The organism is Allobosea sp. P2_A10 (assembly GCF_056405115.1).
On record NZ_JBFUCS010000015.1, the window covers coordinates 107,075 to 130,107 of the forward strand.

At 66.9% G+C, this 23,033-nt stretch carries 21 protein-coding genes; 8 read left to right on the forward strand and 13 right to left on the reverse strand.

Features of this window, described 5'->3' with window-relative positions; genetic code table 11:
• Positions 1-41: 41 nt before the first annotated feature.
• Positions 42-911 carry an amino acid ABC transporter substrate-binding protein gene (locus AC1DZY_RS19965; RefSeq protein WP_476821893.1) on the forward strand — a complete coding sequence of 290 codons (870 nt, stop codon included), beginning with the start codon at positions 42-44 and terminating at the stop codon, positions 909-911.
• A gap of 49 nt (positions 912-960) precedes the next feature.
• Here the strand turns inward: AC1DZY_RS19965 and AC1DZY_RS19970 are convergent, their stop codons facing one another.
• The 11 genes from AC1DZY_RS19970 to AC1DZY_RS20020 all read right to left on the reverse strand — a co-directional run bounded on the left by AC1DZY_RS19970 (position 961) and on the right by AC1DZY_RS20020 (position 14,231).
• Positions 961-1,794, reverse strand: coding sequence for a GNAT family N-acetyltransferase (locus tag AC1DZY_RS19970; RefSeq protein WP_476821894.1), 834 nt, complete (start codon positions 1,792-1,794; stop codon positions 961-963).
• 80 nt (positions 1,795-1,874) lie between these two features.
• On the reverse strand, positions 1,875-3,119 hold the full coding sequence (locus AC1DZY_RS19975) for an MFS transporter (RefSeq protein ID WP_476821895.1): 1,245 nt from the start codon (positions 3,117-3,119) through the stop codon (positions 1,875-1,877).
• On the reverse strand, positions 3,116-4,102 hold the full coding sequence (locus tag AC1DZY_RS19980; RefSeq protein ID WP_476821896.1) for an ABC transporter ATP-binding protein: 987 nt from the start codon (positions 4,100-4,102) through the stop codon (positions 3,116-3,118). Before AC1DZY_RS19980 ends, AC1DZY_RS19975 begins: the two co-directional genes overlap by 4 nt.
• Entirely contained in the window at positions 4,095-5,111 is a 1,017-nt protein-coding gene (locus AC1DZY_RS19985; RefSeq protein ID WP_476821897.1) for an ABC transporter ATP-binding protein, read from the reverse strand. The genes AC1DZY_RS19980 and AC1DZY_RS19985 overlap by 8 nt, the downstream gene beginning before the upstream one ends.
• Before the next feature lie 4 nt (positions 5,112-5,115).
• Positions 5,116-5,958 carry an ABC transporter permease gene (locus AC1DZY_RS19990; protein WP_476821898.1) on the reverse strand — a complete coding sequence of 281 codons (843 nt, stop codon included), beginning with the start codon at positions 5,956-5,958 and terminating at the stop codon, positions 5,116-5,118.
• Positions 5,958-6,962, reverse strand: a complete 1,005-nt coding sequence (locus AC1DZY_RS19995; RefSeq protein ID WP_476821899.1) for an ABC transporter permease — start codon at positions 6,960-6,962, stop codon at positions 5,958-5,960. Before AC1DZY_RS19995 ends, AC1DZY_RS19990 begins: the two co-directional genes overlap by 1 nt.
• A gap of 28 nt (positions 6,963-6,990) precedes the next feature.
• A complete protein-coding gene (locus AC1DZY_RS20000; protein ID WP_476821900.1) occupies positions 6,991-8,562 on the reverse strand; it encodes an ABC transporter substrate-binding protein in 1,572 nt (523 codons plus the stop codon).
• Positions 8,563-8,586: 24 nt separating this feature from the next.
• A complete protein-coding gene (locus tag AC1DZY_RS20005) occupies positions 8,587-9,330 on the reverse strand; it encodes an SDR family NAD(P)-dependent oxidoreductase (RefSeq protein WP_476821901.1) in 744 nt (247 codons plus the stop codon).
• Positions 9,327-11,315 carry a hydantoinase B/oxoprolinase family protein gene (locus tag AC1DZY_RS20010; RefSeq protein ID WP_476821902.1) on the reverse strand — a complete coding sequence of 663 codons (1,989 nt, stop codon included), beginning with the start codon at positions 11,313-11,315 and terminating at the stop codon, positions 9,327-9,329. The genes AC1DZY_RS20005 and AC1DZY_RS20010 overlap by 4 nt, the downstream gene beginning before the upstream one ends.
• The gene (locus AC1DZY_RS20015; RefSeq protein WP_476821903.1) at positions 11,312-13,360 is read right to left on the reverse strand and encodes a hydantoinase/oxoprolinase family protein; all 2,049 of its coding nucleotides are present in this window, start codon (positions 13,358-13,360) and stop codon (positions 11,312-11,314) included. The genes AC1DZY_RS20010 and AC1DZY_RS20015 overlap by 4 nt, the downstream gene beginning before the upstream one ends.
• A gap of 109 nt (positions 13,361-13,469) precedes the next feature.
• On the reverse strand, positions 13,470-14,231 hold the full coding sequence (locus tag AC1DZY_RS20020; RefSeq protein WP_476821904.1) for an SDR family NAD(P)-dependent oxidoreductase: 762 nt from the start codon (positions 14,229-14,231) through the stop codon (positions 13,470-13,472).
• 100 nt (positions 14,232-14,331) lie between these two features.
• On the opposite strand from AC1DZY_RS20020, the gene AC1DZY_RS20025 reads away from it, so the two are divergent.
• The 7 genes from AC1DZY_RS20025 (at position 14,332) to rfbA (ending at position 19,554) form a co-directional block, all read left to right on the forward strand.
• Positions 14,332-14,562 (forward strand): helix-turn-helix domain-containing protein, encoded by a 231-nt coding sequence (locus AC1DZY_RS20025; protein WP_476821905.1) that lies wholly within the window; start codon positions 14,332-14,334, stop codon positions 14,560-14,562.
• The gene (locus AC1DZY_RS20030; RefSeq protein WP_476821906.1) at positions 14,456-15,103 is read left to right on the forward strand and encodes an IclR family transcriptional regulator; all 648 of its coding nucleotides are present in this window, start codon (positions 14,456-14,458) and stop codon (positions 15,101-15,103) included. Before AC1DZY_RS20025 ends, AC1DZY_RS20030 begins: the two co-directional genes overlap by 107 nt.
• 157 nt (positions 15,104-15,260) lie before the next feature.
• Entirely contained in the window at positions 15,261-15,641 is a 381-nt protein-coding gene (locus tag AC1DZY_RS20035) for a VanZ family protein (RefSeq protein WP_476821907.1), read from the forward strand.
• Positions 15,642-16,141: 500 nt separating this feature from the next.
• Positions 16,142-17,191, forward strand: coding sequence for a dTDP-glucose 4,6-dehydratase (gene rfbB, locus AC1DZY_RS20040; protein WP_476821927.1), 1,050 nt, complete (start codon positions 16,142-16,144; stop codon positions 17,189-17,191).
• Positions 17,192-17,223: 32 nt separating this feature from the next.
• Complete coding sequence (rfbC, locus tag AC1DZY_RS20045) at positions 17,224-17,781, forward strand: dTDP-4-dehydrorhamnose 3,5-epimerase (protein WP_476821908.1); 558 nt, start codon at positions 17,224-17,226, stop codon at positions 17,779-17,781.
• 6 nt (positions 17,782-17,787) lie between these two features.
• Positions 17,788-18,678: a dTDP-4-dehydrorhamnose reductase gene (gene rfbD / locus AC1DZY_RS20050; RefSeq protein WP_476821909.1), complete on the forward strand. Its 891-nt coding sequence runs from the start codon at positions 17,788-17,790 to the stop codon at positions 18,676-18,678.
• Between the two features lie 6 nt (positions 18,679-18,684).
• Positions 18,685-19,554, forward strand: coding sequence for a glucose-1-phosphate thymidylyltransferase RfbA (gene rfbA / locus AC1DZY_RS20055; protein ID WP_476821910.1), 870 nt, complete (start codon positions 18,685-18,687; stop codon positions 19,552-19,554).
• A gap of 16 nt (positions 19,555-19,570) precedes the next feature.
• On the opposite strand, the gene AC1DZY_RS20060 is transcribed toward rfbA, so the two are convergent.
• Entirely contained in the window at positions 19,571-20,896 is a 1,326-nt protein-coding gene (locus AC1DZY_RS20060) for an HlyD family type I secretion periplasmic adaptor subunit (RefSeq protein WP_476821911.1), read from the reverse strand.
• On the reverse strand, positions 20,893-22,629 hold the full coding sequence (locus AC1DZY_RS20065; RefSeq protein WP_476821912.1) for a type I secretion system permease/ATPase: 1,737 nt from the start codon (positions 22,627-22,629) through the stop codon (positions 20,893-20,895). The genes AC1DZY_RS20060 and AC1DZY_RS20065 overlap by 4 nt, the downstream gene beginning before the upstream one ends.
• Positions 22,630-23,033: the final 404 nt, after the last annotated feature.

Below are 23,033 nucleotides of genomic sequence, written 5' to 3' on the forward strand. Positions count from 1 at the left end.
GGAACGACGACCTCGACGATCACGATAAACGGGAGATGACCATGCGACTGAACCTTGTCACCGTCACGGGCGCGCTGTTCGCGTTCGGTCTGGCGGCTTCCGCGCAGGCGCAGGAGGTCGATGCGATCGTCAAGAAGCTGCGCGACACCAAGACGATCACCATGGGCATCCGCGAGACGCTCTACCCCTATGGCTTCATCGACAACGACAAGAAGCCCGCCGGCTATTCGGTCGAGTTCTGCCAGCGCATCATCGAGGAGATCAAGGCCGAGCTGAAGCTGCCGGAGATCCAGGTCAAATACGTTCCGGTCAACATCCAGAACCGCCAGGCGCTTGTCGCCAACGGCACCGTCGATCTCGAATGCGGCGGCACCGTCAACACCTTCGGCCGCAACAAGCAGGTCGATTTCTCCTCGGTATCCTATGTCTCGACCAGCCAGCTTTTGGTGCTCAAGAACTCCGGCATCACGAAATACGAGGACCTCAACAACAAGATCGTCGCCGTCGCGACCGGCGGCAGCAGCGAGCCGGATCTGAAGAAGCTGATCGCCGAGAAGAAGCTCAACATCCGCATCCAGAATGTCGACGACCACGCCGCTGCGCTGATCTCGGTCGAGACCCGCCGCGCCGACGCCTATTTCAGCGACAATGGCGCGTTCTACAGCCTGATCCGGCAGTCGAAGAACCCCGATGCGCTGACCATCGTCGGCGAGGAATACGGCTATGCGCCGCAGGGCTTCATGGTGCCCAAGCTCAACCCGACGATCCTGTGGATCGTCAACCACGCCATGGGCAAGATGTTCAAGTCCGGCGAGGCCGAAGCGCTGTTCGACAAATGGTTCGGGCCATTCGGCGTCAAGGTCGGGCCACGCCTGCGCGGCGCCTGGGCGACGCAGTCCTACGCGGAGTGAGCAGGGCGGCCGGTCTGGGGTAGGGCGGTGGCTTGATCAGCGACGCGCCCTATCCGAGCTCGAGGCTGGTCACGCCGTACAGTTCGGGCGCGAGCGGGATCGGCGCGCCCTGATACATGCGCGTCGTCTCGAAGCCGGGCTGGAGACCGCAGGCCATGAGATAATCCATGAAGCTTTGCCGCGCGGCGGGAACGTCGAGATAGACTTCGCCGTCGACGGTCGAGGCCAGACGCCTGACAAGCGCGGCCGCGGTTGCGTCGTCCAGAGCGGATAGACCGCCGATCTTCCAACCGGCGCGGCATGTCCGGATGACGCCGTAGCCTGTGACGGAGCCGTGCGAGATCGCGACGCAGGCGCGATGCGGCGGCGTCAGCCAGCGCGTCAGAAAGGTATCGCGGGCCGCCGGGAAACTCCTGCGATCGAACGCCATGATCGCGGGCATGAGATCGGGTGTGATGCCGGCAACCTTGGGGCCGTCGGTTGGCTTGCCCGAGAAGACGCCGCCGAAGCGGATGGTCCGGTAGGCCGGCGCAAAGCCTTTCCGACGATAATTGTCGAACTGCTCGTCGACGCCGTCGAGCCCGATGGTGCGCCCGGCAAGCCGCGCCATGCCGGCATCCCAGACGGCCTTGCCATGGCCCTGGCCACGCATGTCCGCGCGGCTGATATAGAGCCCGATGAAGCCGTAGGTTGCGCCATAGGCGACAGCAGAGATGCCGGCGACCATCTCGCCACCGACGAAGGCGCCGATAAACCCGTCTGGGTCGGTGGCATGGAATGCGGCTGCGTCATCGAGCCCGGGATTCCAGCCCTCGCCGGCCGCCCGGTCGATAAGCTGTGCGACTTCGGTCAGGTCGAGCCGGCGAACGATGCGACCGGTCATCGTGTACGGAGCGGTTGCGAGATGGGGATCGTCATGGGTCCATCCTAGCGTTCCAGGACCCGCATTGCCCAGGCGTCGCGTCAGCCGGCAGGCTGGCGAAGCCTGCCGCCCTGCATGATCGCGAAGCAGACGAGGCCGGAGCAGGCGCAGAGCAGGAAGCCGATGTCGAAACGCCCGGTCAGAGTCAGCAGCACGGCGAAAAGGGATGGCGCTATGACATAGCCGAGGAAGATGATAAGGGTCGCGCCGGCCGAGGCTTCCCTGACCAGATGGGCGGGACAGGCGCGCGCGACCTCCGAAAGCTGGACGCCGTTCCAGCTGGAGACGCAGATCCCGGCGACCGCCGCCAGCGCGCAGACGGAGAGATACGACCATCCCGGCCCGACGAAGGCCATGGTCAGCGATGTCAGGCCCGACGCCAGGCCGATCAGGCCAAGGAGCCGCCGCGGCGAACCGAAGCGGTCGGCCAGCCAGCCGAGCAGGATGCGCCCGACGACGCTCGTCGCCTGCATGATGGCGAAGGCGACGCCGGCCGCCTTGAGGTCATAACCCAGCACCGAGACGGCGAAGGTCATCAGATAGGCAAACCAGATGCCCTGGCCGACCGCGAGGCAGGCCCCTGCCGCCGCAAGCCTGAACAGGGAGGCCGACGCCGTCAGCGCTGAAAGCGGCGTCAGCAGATTGGCCGGCGAGATAAAGGTCCGCACCGTCAGCGACTGGTCGCGCGCGCGTCCGGCGTCGAGGCCCGCGCGCATGGGCTGCACTGCGAGGATCACCACGAGGACGAACGCGCCCGCGACCAGAAGCGAAACACGCCAGCCGAAATTCTGGACGATCGGGGGCAGCAGGAGCCCGGCGATGATGCCGCCCACCGGCACTCCGGCCTGCTTGATCGAGAAGATCATCGCACGCCGGCGCGGCGGCGCGGTCCGGTGCAGGACATCGTTGCCCGCCGGCGAGGACGGGCCGTAGCCCAGCCCGATCAGGAGAGAGGCCATCGCGGCGGTCGCCGAGAAGGGCGGCAGAAGCAGCGTCAGCCCGAGGATGCCGAAAACGAGACCCGTCTGCAGGGCCCGCACCGAACCCAGCCGGCGCAGAAAGGGCGCGCCGAGTGCAAGAAACAGGATCGAGCCCAGCGTGTTCAGGCTTGCGAGATAGCCAACGACCGCATCCGACCAGCCGCGTTCGGCTGCGAGCGCCGGCGCGAGGGTCGGCGGAATGCGGGACAGGAAAGCCGTCGCCATCTGCACGGCGACCATCGTCGCCAGTGCCAGCAGCCATGACGGTTCCCTGTCGACCAGCTTGCCGTCCGGCTGCGCATTCATGCAGCCTGCTCGCGCCAGCGCAGGCAGGCGACGCCGTGTCCGTTCTCGAACTCGACGGGCGGGTCCGTCATCGCGCAGGCATCGATGGCGAGCGGGCAGCGCGTGCGGAAGCGGCAGCCCGAGGGCACGTTGGCGGGATCTGGCGGCTCGCCCTGCAGCGTGAAGTTCTCGGTGACGCGCGGCCCGCCGATGCGCGGCGCGGCTGCGAGCAGGGAGCGCGTATAGGGATGGCGCGGCGCGCGAAAGACTTCTGCCGTCCCGCCGATCTCGACGATCCGGCCGAGATACATCACGATCACCCGGTCGCAGATCGAGCGGACGACCGCGAGATCATGGCTGATGAAGAGATAAGTGAGGCCGAATTCCTCGCGCAGCTCGCGAAACAGCGCGAGCACGGTCGCCTGCACGGAGACGTCGAGGCCCGAGGTCGGCTCGTCGAAGATGATCAGTTTCGGCCCCAACACGAGAATGCGGGCGAGGCCGACGCGGCGCTGCTGGCCGCCGCTGATCTCGTGCGGATAGAGGTCGAGATGGGCGTTGGGCAGCCCGACGGCCTTGACGATCGCCTGCACCCGTTCTTCGCGTTCGGCGCGCGACCAGTCGGTGTGGATGATCAGCGGCTCGTGCAGCGAACGCCGCAGGGTCCAGCGCGGATCGAGCGAGGCGCCGGGATCCTGATAGACGTATTGCAGCCGCGCCCTGACGTCCGGCGCGCGCTTCTGGCCCGCCGCGGCGATGCGCTCGCCCTGCATCCGGACCTCGCCGCTGCTCGGCTGATGGATGCCCATCAGCGTCTTGCCGAGCGTGGACTTGCCACAGCCGGACTCGCCGACGATGCCGAGCACCTCGCCCTGGGCCACGCAGAAGCTGACATCGTCGAGCGCGCGCAGGCTGCCGACGCGCCGGTTCAGGAAGCCGCGCACCGGGAAATGGCGCGCCAGTCCCTCGACTTCGAGCAAGGCGGGGGCGGGGCCTTCAGACATGGAGCGCGGCAGCCTTCGCGGCGACGGGGTGATGGCAGGCGACGAGATGGCCGGTGTCGCTTTCCAGCAAGGCGGGACGCGTCTCCCGGCAGATGTCGGTGACGCCCGGGCAGCGCGGGTTGAAGCGGCAGCCCGGCGGCGGCGTCAGCGGGCTCGGTACGGCGCCTGGAATGCCGACGGCGTGGCGGCCCTCTTCCGGCAGGCTTTGCAGCAGCATGCGGGTGTAGGGGTGGCGCGGGTGCGTGAAGAAGGCCTCGCGCGGCGCGATCTCGGCGGTCTGCCCTGCATACATCACGACGACGCGGTCGCAGATTTCCCAGGCTGCGCCGAGATCATGGGTGGTGAACAGCACGGAGACGCCGCGCTCGACAGCCAGACGACGCAGCAGCCCGAGGATCTGGGCCTGGACGGTGACGTCGAGCGCCGTCGTCGGCTCGTCTGCGATGATCAGGCGCGGCTGCGGCAGCAACGCCATCGCGATCATCACGCGCTGGCGCTGGCCGCCCGACAATTCATGCGGATATTTCTCGAGGATGCGCCGGGGCTGCGGCAATTGCACGGTGTCGAGCATGGCGAGCACGGCGTCGTCATCGGCCTGCCGCTCGATCCGCGAGCGCCAGCCGAAGCGCGACGGCGCGGCGCGGGGAGCCTTCCAGCGCATCAGATCGGCGATCTGCGAGCCGACCCGAAACAGCGGATTGAAGCTCGCGAACGGATCCTGGGGAACGAAGGTCACGACGCGCCCGCGCAGGGCCTGCGCCGCCTTTTCGTCGCGCAGCATGTCGACGCCATCGAGCCGGATATGGCCGCTGCCGATCTGCGTCAGGCGTTCGGGCAGGGTGCCGAGGATCGCGCGCGCCAGCGTGGTCTTGCCGCAGCCGGATTCGCCGACGAGGCCGACGATCTCGCCTGGCCTGACCGCAAGCTCGATCTGGTCGAGCACGCGCGCCGGGCCGCTCTCGGTGCGGAAGCTCAGCGACAGTTTCTGGATGTCGAGCAGGGTCCGCATCGGCTCAGACGCTGCGCCGCGTGCGCGGATCGAGGATGTCGCGCAGGCCGTCGCCGAAGAGATTGAAGCCGAGCACGGTCAGGAAGATCGCGATGCCCGGCGCAAGCGCATACCACCAGGCTTCGGGCAGATATTCGCGGCTCTCGGCGATCATGCGGCCCCATTCCGGCGTCGGCGGCGGCGCGCCCAGTCCGAGGAAGCCGAGCGTCGCGGCGGTCAGGATCGTCGCGCCCATGCCGATCGACGTCCGCACGATGATCGGCGAGGCGATATTGGGCAGGATGTGAAGCACGATGACGCGCCAGGGCGAAGCGCCCAGCGCCACGGCGGATTCGACGAAGACCTCGTTTCGCATCGAGCGGGTCTCGGCATAGACGAGCCGCGCCCAGAACGGCCAGTAGGTCAGCGACAGCGCCAGGATGACGTTCTGGATCGAGGGGCCGAGCGTCTGCGCGATGGCGATGGCCAGCACGATCTGCGGCACCGCAAGGAAGATCTCGGCGACGCGCATCAGGGCGTCGCTGATCCAGTTCTGATAATAGCCCGCGACGAGGCCGATCGGCACGCCGATCAGCAGCGCCGAGCCCACCGCGATGCCGGCCAGCATCAGGGTGATGCGCGCGCCGTAGAGCAGGCGGCTGAAGATGTCGCTGCCCATCCGGTCGGTGCCAAACAGCGCGGTCGCCGTCGGGCCCTGCAGACGCCGCTCGATGTGGAAATCGTTGACGTCGCCGGGATAGGGCGCAAGCCATGGCGCGAAGATCGCCGCGATCACGAGCAGGCCGAGCAGGCAGGCGCCAAGCAGCGCCGCCCTGTCGCGCGCGAAACGCCTGAGCAGCGCGCCCATCACCTCGCTCCGCGCGGATCGAGCGTCGCCTGCAGCAGATCGACCATCAGGTTGATCAGGACAAACAGCGCGCCGGTGCAGAGCGTGAAGCCCATCACGGCGTTGTAGTCGGATTGCAGGATGGAGCGCACCGCGTAGGCGCCCAGCCCCGGCCAGTCGAACACGGTCTCGACCACGACCGCGCCGGCGAGCAGGATGCCGAAGATCAGGCCGAGCTGCGTCACCGTCGCGGTCATCGCCATGCGCAGCACGTATTTCCAGACGATCACCCGGCGCGGAAAGCCCATTGCCGTCTGGTAGGCGACGGAGGGCGAGTTGATCACGCCGATGACGCCGTTTCGGGTGAAGCGCACCACCGTCGCGGCCGCCGGCAGGGCCAATGTGATCGCGGGAAGCACCATGTGGCGAAGTGCGTCGGCCAGCATCTCACGGTCGCCCTCGATCAGGGCGTCGACCACCATGAGATTGGTGACGGGGGCCGGCGGAAAGCCCTCGATGCGCCCCGAAAGCGGCAGCCAGCCCAGCTTCATCGAGAACAGGAACTGGAGCTGCATGGCAAACCAGAACGAGGCGACGGCCAGCCCGGAGACGGTGACGACGCGCAGGATGTGGTCGAGCCACGAATTGCGGTTGAGGCCGCAGAGCACGCCGAGCGGAATCCCGATCAGCGCCGCGATCAGCACGGCGACGATGGTGAGCTCCAGCGTCGCCGGCAGGCGCGCGGCGAGGTCATGGATGATCGGCTGCTGCGTGAACATGCTGACGCCGAAATTGCCGCGCGCGACATCGACGACATAGCGCCCGAACTGCACCGGCAGCGGCTTGTCGAAGCCGAAGCGTTCGCGGACCTGCTGCAGCTGCGCGGCCGTGGCGTTCTCGCCGGCCGCGAGCAGCGCCGGGTCGATCGGCACCACGCGCGACAGCACGAAGACGATGGCGAGCAGGCCGAGCATGGTCGGCACGAACCAGATCAGGCGGTTCGCAACCAGCGACAGCCAGTTCATGCCCTCGTCTCCGCTTGCGGCATGCGGTTCATCCCCGCTTCAGCGAAGCCCAGCGGATGTCCTGCCCGTTGCTGACGGGCGAGAAGCGGATGCCCTCCACCTTGTTAGAATAGGGGCCGTACCATTTGGTGTTGTAGACGAAGATGCCGGCGGCATCGTCGTTCACCATCTGCGTCATCTCCTCATAGAGCTTCTTTCGCTCGTCCTGGCTGCCCGAGACCAGCGCCCGGTCGAGCCGTTTGTCGAATTCGGGGTTCGAGTAATACGAGAAGGTTCGGGTGCCGTGGTAACGCGTGCCGTAGAGCTCGCCGACCCAGTTGTTGGGGTCGACGTAATAGGTGCTCTTCCACAGCGGGATGATGTCGGCCTGCGTCTGGGCGCTGCGCATGCGCCCCGACACCACCGACCAGGGCGAAACGTCGACGATGACCTCGACGCCGATCTGGCGCAGCGTGTTCTGGAACAGGGTCGCAGCCTGCTCGGATTCGCTGAAGCCGGCGAGCGCATTGATCGTGATCGGCCGCAGCGGCTCGGTGACCTTCTTCAGCTCCTCGCGGGCCATGTCGAGATTGTAGCTGTAGCCCTTCAGGCCGGCAGGGGTGCCCCAGATCGGGTTCGGGTTCGGGCCGGGATTGCGCGAGACCGAGCCCTTCATGATGTTGGCGATGAAGCCGTCATAGTCGAAGGCGTAGGCCAGCGCCTTGCGGAAATGGACGTTGTTCATCAGCGGCTTGCTTGTGTTCAGCGCGAGGATGAAGACGCGCAGCGACTCTTCCTCGATGATCTGGACATTGGGCGACTGGCGCAGCCGCTGGATCTGGTCGTAGGGCAGGTAGCCATCCGCACCCTGATAGTCGCCCCGGATCAGGCCGAGCACGCGGGTGTTGGTCTCGAGCACGGTGCGGAATTCGAGATCGTCGAAGGGCTGGCCGGTCCAGCCGGCGAAGTGCTCGGGAAAGCGCCGCGCTGTCCAGCCCACGGCCGGGTCGTGCCGGCGCAAGGCGTAGGAGCCGCTGCCGGCCTCGTTGCGCGCAAGCCAGGTCTCGCCCCAGTCGCCGTCTTTCTCGTTGGCCTTCACCATCGCGCTGTTGACGACGAGGATATCGGGGACGGTGGTCAGGAAAATCGCCGAGGGCTGGGTCAGGTTGAAGACGACGGTGTGGGCGTCGGGCGCCGTGGTCGAGCCGGGCTTGATCGAATCGAGATAGAGGCTGGCAGGCCCCTTCTTCAGCGCGATGATGCGCTCGATCGAATAGATCACATCCGCCGAGGTCAGCGGCTTGCCGTCGTGGAATTTGGCGTCGCGGCGAAGCTTGAAGGTGTAGACCTTGCCGTCCTCGGAAACGGTGTGGCTCTCGGCAAGCCAGGGGATCATCTTGGGCGGATTGTCGACCCAGCGATACAGCCCGTCATAGAGGTTGAAGCGCGTCGCGGCGCGGGCGGTGTCGAAGATCGTGTGCGGGTCGAGATTGTCGTAAGGGGAATTGTTGGCATAGACGAACTTGCCGCCGGCCTGCGCCGATGCGCGTTGCCAGCCGACAGTGGAGAGGGCGGCGGACCCAAGGACCGTCTTCAGAGCGTCTCTGCGTGTCGTGGTCATGCCGTCCTCCTCTGTTTTGTGGGCTCAGGGACTGCCCGTGACGGACAGCACCTGGCCGGTGATGAAGTCAGCGTAGTCGGACGCCAGGAACATCACGGCATGCGCGATGTCCTGCGGTGTGCCCGGTCGACGGCGCGCCGTTCCCGCGATCATGCTCGCCTGTCGCTCCGGTGAATAGGAGTTCCATTGCCGCTCATAGTCGGGGCTGGTGCGCTGGAAGCCCGGCGCGACCGCGTTGACCGTGATGCCGAAGGGGCCGAGCTCCTGCCCGAGCTGGCGTGCGAGGCCGATCTCGCCGGCCTTGGCCGAGGCGTAGGCCTGGATGCCGGTGAGCGAGGTGCGAAGCCCCGCGCCGCTGGCGATCAGCACGATCCGGCCCTTGCCCCGCGCCTTCATGCCGGGCGCGACCGCCTGGGCTGCGAGGAAGGCGCCGGTGAGGTTGACGTCGAGCACCGCGCGCCACTCGGCCTCGTCGACCTCTTCCAGCGGCTTGGCGCTCTGGCCGAGCACGCCGCCGGCGACATAGACCAGGACATCGGGCGCGCGCCCCGAGATAGCCTCGCTCTCGGCGACCCAGGCCCGGACCGCGCTTTTGTCGCGCAGGTCGAGCGCCGTCTGGTGGGCCGAAAGCCCGGCCATTTCGTCGGCCAGCCGGTCGCCGGCGAAGATGCTGGCTCCGCGTGCGGCGAAGCCCTCGACGATGCCGCGGCCGATGCCGCGGGCCGCGCCGGCGATCAGCACGCTCTGGCCCTCGAAGGTGATGTTCATGCCGCTGCTCCCATCGCCAGCGGCGTCAACTGCGGATATTGCCTCAGCAGGCCGGCATAAGCGCGTTCGATCGCCGAGACGGAATCAGCCTTTGCCGCAGCATCTGCGTTCACCGCTGCGAAAATCTGGTGCTTCATGAAGAAGCGCCACTCGACCGGCAGGGCGAAGAGCCGTTCCGAGAGATGGTCCCAGGCCGTGTCGGACCAGATTTCCTCGAAGGACAGGCGCGCCGGATCGAGCGTGATGCCATTATGGGCCGGCCTCGGGCCGGCGCGCAGGGCGCGCGTTGCGGCCTCGTCGAGGAGGCCGGCCGCGATCACCACGCCATAGGATAACGCGCCGGCCTCGCTGACCTTGCCCTGTGCGACATCGTCGAGGACCTCGATGAGCGGCCGGGCGCAGGGGTCGCCCCAGCCGCCCGCTCCCGAGGCCGAGATCGCGAGCACGTCGCCGGGCGCGCAGCGCACGACATCGGTGTTGCCGAGTTCCTCTTCGCCTGCTGTTCCGGGGTTGCGCAGGAAGGCGCAGGTCGCGCCCGGCTCACCGCCTTCGAGGCCCCAGCAGGAGAAGCGCACGCGGTCGCGGTTGCGCGCAGTGACAACCGAATTCGGCGAAAACAGCTGGAACGTCATCTGCGCCGCCAGCCCGCCGCGATAGCGGCCAGGGCCGCCGCTGTCGGGCACCAGACCATAGCTCAGGACCTTGATCGGAACCTCGGACTCGGTGATCTCGATCGGCGTGTTCTTGAGGAAGGAATTCGAGCCGTCCTGCCCGTCCTCGCCGGCCCAGCCGCCGCCGCCGCCCGTGATGGGGTTGATCGAGGCCATGGCGAGACGGCCGGTGCGGGCGTCGGTGGTGCGCACGTTCAGGATGCCGCCGCCGCCCGCAGGGCCTGCGGGCAGCCGGTCCGGCATCGCGCGTGAGAATGCGCCCACGACCATGCCCTGAATGCGCGAGCAGGTCAGGCTGCGCATGCCCGTCGCCGCCGGATGGACCGGGTTGACCACCGAACCCTCCGGCAGGATGCAGCGCACCGGCCTCAGCAGGCCGGCATTGAGCGCCACCGTCGTGTCGAGCGAATAGACGACGTAATTGTAGCCGACGAGCGGCAGGATATGCCTCGGCAGTCCGCCGGTCGGCATGTTGAGCGCCGACTGGAGCTGCGGATCGCTGCCGGTGAAGTCGAACACCGCCTCGTCGCCGCGCACCTGCACGCAGAGCTTCAGCCGGCAGGGCACGCCGCCGGGGCTGTCCTCGTCGATATAGTCGGTGAAGACATAGTCGCCGTCGGTCATTCCCGAAAACAGACGCCGCGCCTGCCGATCCGCCAGATCGAGCACGCCATACATGGCGGCGCAGACCGTATCGGCCCCGAAGCGCGCGACCGCGTCCATGACCTTGCGCTCACCGGTCTTGAGCGAGGCGATCTGCGCCTTGAGGTCGCCCCAGTTCTGATCGGGCATGCGCACATTGCGCAGCATGATCTGGAGCACCTGATCGTTCATCACGCCGGCGTCGACGAGCTTCATCGGCGGGATGCGGATGCCCTCCTGATGGACCTCCGTCAGCGCCCGCGACAGCGAGGCCGGCACCGCGCCGCCCATGTCGGTATTGTGGATATGGCCGACTGCAAAGCAGATCAGCCGCTCGCCAGCGAAGACCGGCATCCACAGATGCATGTCGGGCGCATGGGTGCAGACGAAGCCGGAATAGGGGTCGTTGGTGACGCAGATGTCGCCCGGGCGGTAGTCGCCGATCGCATCGATCGCGCCGGCATAATCGAGCCCGATGAACCAGGTCGCGCCGAGATCCTTGGGGCTGGCGAAGGTCTGGCCGCAGGGCGTCGTCAGCCCGCTGGTGAAATCCTCGGTCTCCTTGACGAAAGCCGAATGGGCCGTGCGCAGGAGTGTATAGGCCATGCTCTCGGCCGCAGCCTCGAAATGGCTCTTCAGGATCTGGAGCGTGACCGGGTCGAGCGCGCTCATGCCATGCCCCTCCGTCGCAGAATGAGGTTGCCATAGGCATCGACCTCGCCGGAAAAGCCCGGCGGAGCCCAGGTCGTGGCGTCGTCCTGGATCACCACCGCGGGACCGGAAAAGCGGCTGCCGGGCGGCAGTTCGCGGCGCTCGAACAGGCCCGCCGCAATCTCCGTGCCACGATGGCTCACCGTCAGCGTCCGGGACGCCACGACATCGGCCTCGATCGTCTCGCGGATCGGCAGGGCCGGCTTGGGGATGCGTCCGGAGATGACGACCCGAAGCGCCACGATCTGCACGGCGGCCTTGTCGTCGGCATGCCCGTAGATCTCGGCGTGCCGGGCGTGGAAGGCTGACGCGATCGCGGCATGGTCGCCATCTGCGATCCAGGCGGCCTCCAGGGGCGTCTCGATCTCGTAGGACTGGCCGCGATAGCGCATGTCGCCGGAGATCGTGAGCGCGGCCTCTCCCGAATGCCCCTGGCTGCCATGGAGCCAGTCCCGCGCCTCGGCGGCGAGACCCTGCACGGCGTCAGCAAGCGCGGGCATCGCCTGCGCCGTCGCATCGAGAAAGACGACCCGGACAAAGTCGGAGCGCAGATCGGCCAGCAGCCCGCCGAGCGCGGCGAGCACGCCCGGCGTTTCGGGAACGATGACGGCGTCCATGCCGATCGCCTCTGCGACGAGGCAGCCAAGCATCGGCCCGGCTCCGCCGAAGGCCAGCAGCGCGTAGCCGCTCGGCTCCTCGCCGACCTGCGAGAACAGCCGGCTGACCTCGCGATACATGTTGGCGACCGCAAGATCGACGATCGCCTCGGCGGTCGCCGCGACATCGCGCGAAAGCCCTGCCGCCAGCGGCGAGAGCACGTCGAGCGCGCGGGCCCGGTCGACGCTGACGGCGCCGTAGCCGAGCCCGGCCGCGCCCAGAATGCCCATCGCGGCGAAGGCGTCGGTGATCGTGGCGCGTTTGCCGCCGCGTCCGTAGCAGGCAGGACCCGGCGTCGATCCGGCGCTCTCGGGGCCGACCCGCAGCACGCCGAGTGAATCGACGCTGGCGACCGAGCCGCCGCCGGCCCCGATCGACGAGACCGAGACGGTCGGAAGATAGATCGGATAGCGCCCGACCAGCTCGCCCGAGCGGAAGTCGGGCATGCCGTCCCGCAAGAGGGCGACGTCGGCGCTGGTGCCGCCGATGTCGAGGCTCATCACGCGGGCAAAACCGGCGCGCTGCGCCACGAAGCCTGCGCCGATCACCCCCGCCGCCGTGCCCGAAAGCAGCATCTCGATGCTGCGGTCCTTGCCGGCGGCGGCCGTCATGACGCCGCCGTTCGATTTGGTGATCATCGGGGCCGGGCCGACGCCGCGCTCGGTCAGCGCAGCCTCCAGCCGGCCGATATAATGCGACACGCGCGGCTGCACCGAGCCATGGATGCAGGCGGTGATGGTGCGCTCGTATTCGCGCACGATAGGCCAGACATCGGCCGAGCAGAACACAGGCAGCGCCGGGTCGAGGGCTGCAATGCGGGCTTTCACCAGCCGCTCATGGGCCGGATTGGTGTAGCTGTGCAGGAAGGCGAGCACGATACCCTCCGCGTCCGCCGCCCGTGCGCGCACCAGCGCCCCGGCGATGGCTTCCTCATCGGGTACGGTTTCCGCCTCGCCGGCAGCGTTCATCCGTTCGCGCAGTTCGATCACGCGGTCGCGCGGCACCAGCGGCGGCGGACGCCGCGAGAACAGGTCGTAAGGGTCGGGGATCTTGAGGCGCGCCAGTTCCAAAACGTCGCGGAAGCCCTCGGTCACGAACAGGCAGAGCTTCGCGCCCGTGCCCTGGATGATGCTGTTCACGCCCACGGTCGAGCCATGGGTGAAATAGGAGATGGCGCCGGGCGCAATGCCGAAACGGCGCTCGATCTCGTCGAGACCCTGCAGCACCTCCGCGCCCGGCGCATCCGGTCGCGACAGCACCTTCAGCGTGCTCAGCGCGAGGCTGTCCTCGTCGAAGACGCAGAAATCCGTGAAGGTGCCACCGATATCGACGCCGACGCGATACCCCATGGCTCAGACCCGCCCGTTTGCTGAGTGGGCAGGCTGCGCGGAGCCGGGATCGCCCTTGGAACTTCGGGTATCCTGCCGGGCTCGGGTGAGGATGGTCATCGGTGCGCGCTCAAACATTGTACTGGAAGCCGTCGACGATCATCGCCTGCCCGGTGACGAAGCAGGGCTGCGACGCGGCCAGGAACAGCACGAGCTGCGCGACATCCTCGGGCGTGCCGAGCCGGTGCAGCGCGATGCCGCTGGCGGCGATCGCCGCGCCGCGCTCGCGGGTCAGGACGTTGCCGAGCTCGGTCTCGATGACGCCCGGGCAGATCGCGTTGACGAGGATCGTCGGCCCCAGTTCCTTGGCGAGAGCCTTGGTCATGCCGATGATGCCGGCCTTGGCTGCGGCATAGGCGAAACGGCTGACGGCCGCGGTGACGCCGCCGGAATGCGCGTTGAGCGACGACATCGAGACGATGCGGCCGCCGCCCTGCGCCAGCATGATTGGTGCGACCGCTCGGACATAGTTGAAGCAGCTCTTGAGATTGATCGCGATGGTGCGGTCGAACTCGTCCTCGGAGATGTCGAGGATGCCCTTGGGCATCGAGCGGCCGGCATTGTTCAGGAGCACGTCGATGCGGCCGAACCCGGCGACGACCGCTTCCGCAACGGTCTGCGCGTGAGCAAAGGAGGCGACGTCCGCCTCGAAGGTCAGGGCCTTTCGGCCGATGGCCCGTATCTCATCGGCGGTGCGCTCGAGTTCCGGCGCGAGCAGGTCGACCAGGGCGATATCGAAGCCCGCGCCCGCGAGCGCCCTGGCGCAGGCCCGCCCGATGCCGCGCGCACCGCCGGTCACGATCGCCACACGCCTGTCGCCCGACATCGTCATGCGCTGAATTCACCTCGCTTGGACGTGTTGAATTCATTCCGATTGAAGGGGAGCGTATCGTCGGCTAATTTGTTCCACAAGCTGGATCGGGTTCACATATATGAATACTGAGGTGAAGTCGGCCGCGCGTGTCCTTGACCTGCTGGAGTATCTCGCGGGCTGTTCCGAGCCGGTGAAACTCAAGGAGATCGTCGGCGCGCTCGGCTTCCCCAAGAGCAGCGCCCATGCACTCGCCGACCCTGGTCTCGCGCGGCTATGCGATCCAGGACGAGACCGAGCGCTACGTCCTGATCCATGCCAGCCGGCACCGTTCGGCGACGCGCGCCCATGAGGCGCGGCTGGTTTCGGCGGCGCATCCGGTGATGGAGCATCTGCGCGACGCTTCAGGCGAAACCACGGTGCTCGCCGTGCGGACCACGCGCGGGGAATCGAAGCGACTGGCGAAATGCGTCAGCCGCCAGGCCATCCGCTTCGATGTCGACCTCGACGGGGCGAGCGAATCCTACTGCACGGCGACGGGGCGTCTGCTGCTGGCGCACTGGGATGCAGCCCTCGCCAACGCCTATCTCGCCCGGGTGCCGCTGATCGCGCGGACACCCAGGACGGTGATCGACCCTGATGCGATCCGTGCGCTTTTCGTGAGCATTCGCGACACCGGCATTTCGGTCTGCGACGAGGAGCACATCAGCGGCTCGACGGGGCTCGCCGTACCGGTCAGGGGCCGCGACGGCAGCGTCGTCGCGGCGCTGAATCTGGGCGTCGTCACCACGCGCTATCGCCTGCGCAGCGACGAGCTGGTTGCGATGCTCAAGGAGGCGGGCGGCAAGATCAGCGAGCGGCTCGGCTACCGCGAGAATGGTTCGTCGTCATAACCCGGTAGCAAGCTCGCCACGACTCGGTCGCTTTCTTGCAGAATAGCCCCCATCTCGCTGGCCGCGGCATTGTCGCGCCGGATTTCGCGGCAGCGTCCGGTAGAGCAGCCGGTTCATTAAACTATCTGGTGCATGCCAGTTCCGGAGGTGATGTCGCTTGAGTCAGGTTCTTGGTCTTTTCAGGCGCTCGGCCGCCCTTGCCGGCTGGTCTGGCCTCGCGATCGTGCTGTTTGCGACGTTGTCCCCGATCGGGCTGCGCCCGAATCTCGTCGAGGGACATGCCGATGTCGAGCGGTTCCTGGCGTTTTTCATGGTGGCCTGCTCGCTGAGCCTGGCCTATCCGCGGCATCGCCTGCCGATCCTGATCGCCACGACCACGCTCGCGATCGCGCTGGAAGCGGGCCAGTTCATCGTCGAGACGCGGCATGGCCGGCCGCATGATGCGCTGGTCAAGATCGTAGGCTGCCTGATCGGCGTCGGGCTGAGCCTTGTCATCGAGCGCGCGCTGGCGCCAGCCCTGCGCCGTTCGAGGGCCTGACGCGGCTCTTGGCCGTGCCAGCGTCGAACAGCGCGCCGGCATGCGATTCCACCACCCTGTCCCAGTCTGAAACGATGGCGTGCCGACCGGTGCGCAACCGGGCTGCCATCGGCGCAACGATCCGCCGATTCCGGCAGCGTTGGGGGGCGTCGCAGGCAAGGTTTGGCCCGGCCGCGGCAGGCTTGAGACGAAACCGCCACAAAGATGCGTCAGACGCTGTCTGGAGCGCTGCTATCAATGGCTGGTGGCCTTGAGCCCAGCGAAGGCAGAAACGGCTGGATCGACGAAAGCAAGTCTGTATATCTGCCGGCTGGCACAGCGATTGCCTTGCCTGTCGGGTCAAATCCGATCGGGAATCGCCATGAATCCCGTCGAACTCCATCGTGACGACGACATCGATTGGCCGGGGGCCCTATGCACGAACATGACGGACGAGGCAGCGCGGGCAGGCGGACGGCCGGGCCGACGCGACGCGGTCAGGTGGAGTTTGACCTGTGTCTTTGAACGTTCTCGTCACGGGTGGAGCTGGCTTCATCGGCTCGTCGGTCGTGCGCAAGCTGGTTGGGGAGACCGGGCATAATGTGTGCGTGGTCGACAAGCTGACCTATGCCGGCAACATGGCCTCGCTTGCGCCGGTGTCGGGCAGCAACCGCTTCCGCTTCGAGCAGGCCGATATCGGCGACGGCGACGCCGTGCGCGCGATCTTTGCCGATTTCTCGCCCGATATCGTGATGCATCTGGCGGCCGAGAGCCATGTCGACCGCTCGATCGACGGGCCGGGCGATTTCATCCAAACCAATATCGTGGGCACCTTCGCGCTGCTGCAGGAGGCGTTGCGGCACTGGCGCGGGCTGGAGGGCGACCGCAAGGCGCGTTTCCGGTTCCACCACATCTCGACCGACGAGGTCTTCGGTTCGCTGGGCAGCGAAGGGTTCTTCCGCGAGGACACCGCCTACCAGCCGAACTCGCCCTATTCGGCCTCCAAGGCAGCCTCGGACCATCTCGTGCGGGCCTGGCACCACACTTATGGCCTGCCGACGCTGATGACCAACTGCTCGAACAATTACGGGCCGTATCACTTCCCCGAAAAGCTGATCCCGCTGATGATCATCAATGCGCTGGAGGGCAAGCCGCTGCCAGTCTATGGCAATGGCCTCAACGTGCGCGACTGGCTCTATGTCGACGACCATGCCGACGCATTGCTGAGCGTCGCGATGAACGGCGTCGTCGGCGAGACCTATAATATCGGCGGCCATAACGAGATGGCCAATATCGACGTGGTCAGGATGATCTGCGCCATTCTCGACGAGCTGAGGCCCGATCCGAAGGGTTCGCGCGAGCGGCTGATCACCTATGTCACCGACCGGCCCGGCCATGATGCGCGTTACGCCATCGACGCCGGCAAGATCGAGCGCGAACTCGGCTGGACGCCCAAACAGACCTTCGAGACCGGCCTGCGCCGCACCGTCGAATGGTATCTCGCCAATGCCGGCTGGTGGGGCGACATCCGCTCCGGTGTCTATCGTGGCGAGCGCCTCGGCGCGGCCTGACGCAAGCGCCAACCAGGATGACGACAAAGCCCATGCTGAGTGTCGAAGCGACCGAACTGCCGGATGTGAAGATCATCACGCCGAAGAAATTCGGCGATCATCGCGGCTTCTTCTCGGAGACCTATAGCCGCGCGAGCTTCAGGGAGGCCGGGATCGACCTCGAATTCGTGCAGGACAACCAGTCGCTTTCGGCTGCGGTCGGCACGCTGCGGGGCCTGCACTTCCAGTCGGCGCCATTTGCGCAGGACAAGCTCGTGCGCGTCACCAAAGGCCGTATTCTCGACGTCGCGGTCGATATCCGGACGTCCTCGCCGACCTTCGGGAGGCATGTCGCCGTCGAACTCTCGGCTGAGAACTGGCGGCAGTTGCTGGTTCCGGTCGGCTTCGCCCATGGCTTCGTCACGCTCGATCCCGATACGGAAGTGCTCTACAAGGTGACGGCGCTCTATGGCCCCCAGAACGACCACGGGCTTGCCTTCGACGATCCCGCGCTCGGCATCGACTGGCGGATTGCGCGTGACGCGCTGGTGCTGTCGGACAAGGACCGTAAGCATCCGCGCCTTGCCGACCTTCCCTCGTATTTTGCCTGACCCGTCATGAGGATCGTCGTCACCGGACAGGCTGGACAGGTTGCGCTCGCCATGGCCGAGCGCGCGCCGGCCGGCGTCACGCTGGTCCCGCTGGCGCGCCCGCTGCTGGATCTCGAAAAGCTCGAGACGATCGCGCCGGCGCTTGCGGCGAGCCGTCCCGACATCATCGTCAACGCCGCAGCCTTCACCGCCGTCGATCTTGCCGAGAGCGAGGTCGAGACGGCGCTTCTGGTCAACGGCACGGCAGCCGGTGAGATCGCCGGAGCGGCGGCCCGGTTGGCTGTGCCCGTCATCCAGATCTCGACCGACTATGTCTTCGACGGGACGCTCGACCGGCCCTATCGCGAGGACGATGCCGTCGGGCCGATCTCGTCCTATGGCGCAAGCAAGCTCGCCGGGGAGCAGGCCGTCGCGGCCGCGACCGGCGACCATGCGATTTTGCGCACCGCCTGGGTCTACAGCCCCTTCGGCAAGAACTTCGTGCGCACCATGCTGCGGCTTGCCGAGACGCGCGACGAGATAGGCGTCGTCGCCGACCAGGCCGGCTGCCCGACCAATGCGCTCGATATCGCCGACGCGATCTTCGCGGTGGCGAAGAACCTGCTCGCGCGGCCCGGCGACAACGCGTTGCGCGGGGTCTTCCATATGGGTGCGCAGGGTGAGGCCGTCTGGGCCGATGTCGCTGAAGCTATCTTCAACCAGCGCGCGGCCTACGGGCATGCGCCCGTCGCGGTCAAACGCATCGCTACCTCAGACTATCCGACACCGGCGCGCCGGCCGGCCAATTCACGGCTGGATTGCACGAAACTGGCGACCATCCATGGCGTGACGCTGCCGCAGTGGCGCGGCTCGCTCGGGGCTTGCGTGATGCGGCTCCTGACCGAACAGACAGGGTAGACGACGATGAAGGGCATCATTCTGGCCGGCGGCTCCGGGACCCGGCTCCATCCGATGACGCTGGCGATGTCGAAGCAGCTTCTGCCGGTCTACGACAAGCCGATGATCTATTATCCGCTCTCGACGCTGATGCTGGCGGGCATTCGCGAGGTGCTGATCATCTCGACGCCGCACGACCTGCCCAATTTCAAGCGCCTGCTCGGGGATGGCTCCGACTGGGGCATGGAACTCTCTTACGCCGAGCAGCCCAATCCGGGCGGGCTGGCGCAGGCCTATATCATCGGCGCCGATTTCATCGCCGGCCAGCCTTCCGTGCTGATCCTCGGCGACAACCTGTTCTACGGCCACACCCTGCCCGAGATGATGCAGGCGGCCGGGCGCAGGGGTACGGGCGCGACGGTGTTTGCCTATCATGTGCGCGATCCCGAACGTTACGGCGTGGTCTCCTTTGACGGCAATGGCAAGGCGATCACGATCGAGGAGAAACCGACGGCCCCGAAGTCGAACTGGGCGGTGACGGGATTGTATTTCTACGACAGGCAGGTCGTCGACATCGCCGCCAACCTCAAGCCCTCGCCGCGCGGCGAACTCGAGATCACCGACGTCAACCGGATTTATCTCGAACGCGGCGAACTCTCGGTCGAGACGATGGGGCGCGGCTTCGCCTGGCTCGACACCGGCACGCCCGACAGCCTGCTCGAAGCCGGAGAGTTCGTGCGCACGCTCGAGGCGCGGCAGGGCCTGCGCATCGCCTGCCCGGAGGAGATCGCGGCGCGTCAGGGCTGGATTTCTCCCGCTGCGCTGGTCGCGCTCGGCGAGAAGCTGAAGAAGGGCGATTACGGGCAGTATCTGATCCGCGTCGCCCGGGACATGTGACGCGGGCCTTCGGGGCTCAGCGTTCCCTGAACGACTTCGCGATCTGGTCGCGCAGCGGCTTGACGATGAATTCGAACGGGGTGCGGTCCTCGGTCTTGACGAAGACGTCGGCCTGCATGCCGGCGGAGATGCGGTGCGGCGCAATGTGATCGAACTCGCCGGGTTCGATCGAGACACGGATGGTATAATAGGTCGCGCCGGTCTGCTGGTCTCTTGTCGTATCGGCGGAAATGCGGGTGACCTTGCCCTTCAGCTCGGGTGTGCTGCGCTGGTTGAAGGCATGCAGCTTGACCTGCGCCGGCTGCTCCAGCCGGATCTGGTCGATATCGGGCGGATTGATCTTCGCCTCGACCTGAAGGCTGTCGGCATCGGGTACGATCATCATCGCGGGCTCGGCCGGCGAGATCACGCCACCGACCGTATGGACCGCGAGCTGGTGCACGAAGCCTGCGCTCGGCGCCCTGATCTCGATGCGCTTGAGCTGATCCTCGGCGGCGATGCGGCGCTCGACCAGTTCGGCGCTCTTGCCCTGGATCTCGCGCAATTCCTTCATCACCTCTTCGCGCAGGGTATCGTCGATCTGGATGATCTGGAGCTGCGTTTCCGCCACCTTGCCTTCGGTCTGCGCGACGGAGGCGACCAGTTGGCCCTTCTGGCCCTCAAGATTGGCCGCCTCGCGCTCCAGCGTGATCTTGCGGCTGAGCGAGACGAGATTGCGGGCATAGAGATCGCGGACGCCCTGGAGCTCCTGCTCGATCAGAACGGCCTGCCGGTCGCGCGCGTTCTGCTGGGAGACAAGACCGGAGATTTCGTCGCGGAGCTGGCCGATGCGTTTGGTGAGCTGCGCCTTCTGGCCGTCGCGCGCGGCGCGGCGCGCCTCGAACAGCGACTGTTCGGCCAGCACGAGTTCGGCGATTGCCGGCTCCGTCAGTCGGCCTTCCAGATCGGTCGCGGTCTGGACGATGTTCTTGCGATCACGCTCCGCCTGCAGGCGTCCGCGCCTGGCGGCGAACTCGTCGAGCTGCTTGGTCACGACCTGGAGATTGGCGCGCGTGACGGTATCGTCGAGCCGGATCAGCACCGCGTTCTGCTCGACGCGGTCGCCTTCGCGGATGTTGAGCTCGCCGACGATGCCGCCGGTGGGATGCTGCACTTTCTTGATGTTGCCGGTGACCACGAACTGGCCCGACGCGACCACGGCGCCCGACAGCGTCGTCGCCACGGCCCAGACGCCGACCGTGCTGCCAAACAGCACGATCCCGGCGCCGCCGACCAGCGCCAGCCGGCTCAGCGAGCGCTTGAAATCGGGTTCGCCCGTTTGAATCGCGATCCTGCCCGTCATGCGACCACCTGGCGCTGCACGCTGGGCACGCCGCCCTGCTTGAGGACCTTCTGCAGGACCTCTTCCTTCGGTCCGAAGGCCTGGATCTTGCCGTCCGACATCACCGCGATCTGGTCGACGCAGGCGATCGCGGTCTGGCGGTGGGTGACGATGATGACGATGGCTCCGCGTGCCCGCGCGCCCCGCACCGCCTCGGTCAGGGCCTTGTCGCCATCATTGTCGAGATTGGAGTTCGGTTCGTCGAGCACGATCAGGAAGGGTTCGCCAAACAGCGCCCGCGCCAGGCCGACGCGCTGGCGCTGACCGCCCGACAGGGCCGCGCCACCCTCGCCGATGCGGGTGTCGTAGCCGTGTTCGAGCTTGACGATGAGTTCGTGAGCGCCGGCGGCGCGGGCCGCCTGCACGATCGAGGCGTCGGTGGCCTCGGGCTGGAAGCGGGCGATGTTCTCGGCCACGGTGCCGTCGAACAGCTCGATGTCCTGCGGCAGGTAGCCGATATGGCGGCCGAGTTCGCCGGCCTCCCACTGGTCGAGCGCCGCGCCATCGAGCCGGACCTCGCCCTTGAGCGGACGCCAGACCCCGACCAGCGCACGCACCAGCGTCGATTTTCCCGATGCGCTCGGGCCGATGATGCCGAGCGCATGGCCGGCGGTGAGCCGCAGCGAGACGCCCTGCAGGATCGCCGCCTGGCGGCCCGGCGCGCCGACGATCAGCCCTTCGGCCGTGAGTTCGCGGGCGGGAGCGGGCAGGGCGGTCTTGTCGCGCGTTGCGAACATCGGCGAATCGACGACCTTTTTCAGCCGCGCCAGCCCCTGCCGCGCCGCGACGAAGCCTTTCCAGTGCGCCACCGCGATTTCGATCGGCGCCAAAGCGCGTGCGGTCATGATCGAGGCCGCGATCATCGCGCCGCCCGACATCTCGCCGTTCATCGCGAGATAGGCGCCAAGGCCCAGCACCGCCGACTGCAGGATCATGCGGAAGATCTTGGCGAAGGAGCCGATCCCGCTGATCGCGTCGGCCCCGGAAAGCCAGTCGCGGACATAGCGCAGATTGGCGTCGCGCCATTTGCGCTGGAAGGCCGGCCCCATGCCCATTGCGGTCAGGGCCTCGGCGTTGCGCCGGCTCGCCTCCGAGACCGCATAGCGCGCCGAGGTGCTCGCCATCTGCGCCTTGGTGGCCTCGCGGCTGGCGAATTCGGTCCACAGCGTCAGCAGCAGGATGAAGACGCCGCCGGCCACCGCCAGCCAGCCCAGCCAGGGGTGCAGCATGAAGCAGCCGAAGAAGAAGATCGGCATCCACGGCATGTCGAACAGGGCGGTGGGGCCGAGCGAGGACAGGAAGGCGCGAATCTGGTCGAGATCGCGCAGGGGCTGGGTCGCCTGCTCGGAGCGCGCGCCCATCAGCGGCAATCTTTGCGCCGCGGCGAAAGCCGCCGGCGAGACCTGCTCGTCGAAGCGGGCGCCGATGCGGGCGAGAATGCGCACGCGCACCGCGTCGAGGAAGCCCTGCAGGGCATAGGCGAGCAGCAGGAGCAGCGAGAGCCCGAGCAGCGTCGGCAGGCTGCGCGAACTCAGCACCCGATCATAGATCTGGAGCATGTAGAACGAGCCCGACAAGGTCAGCACGTTGACCACGCCCGAAAAGACGGCGACGGCGGCAAACGCGCCGCGGCAGGAGGCCAGGGCCGAAGCGACGACCGAGGCCGCCCCGGAGGAGGATGTCTGACGCGCCATGGCAGGCCTGTTCTGCGGTACAGATACTGAAGTTTAGCATTCCAATAGCAGGTTTCAGAACAAGTTTATGCTTGTACCGATGATGAGAGCCAAATCGTATGTCTAGGCAGCCAGGCGGTCCGCATCCGGTGCAAGATGGAAGCGGCCTTCCGCCAGCCCAATGCGGTGTGACGGGCTGCCACTAGCTTGTCATCCAACGGCGATTGCAGCCTTGGCAAGGCCAGACTCTAAATCTCCATGGAGGAAAAGCGCGTCGGCCGTTTAGTCATTATCGGAAACGCGGCACCTCCATCAGCGCAGGTTGATCAGCGAACTGGGGACCAATCCCGTAAAGTTCCCTGGTTGCAGGGATTCCGCAGGGATTGTGCGGCGCAATTGACTGCAGGCTAGCCCAAGCTGGTTAT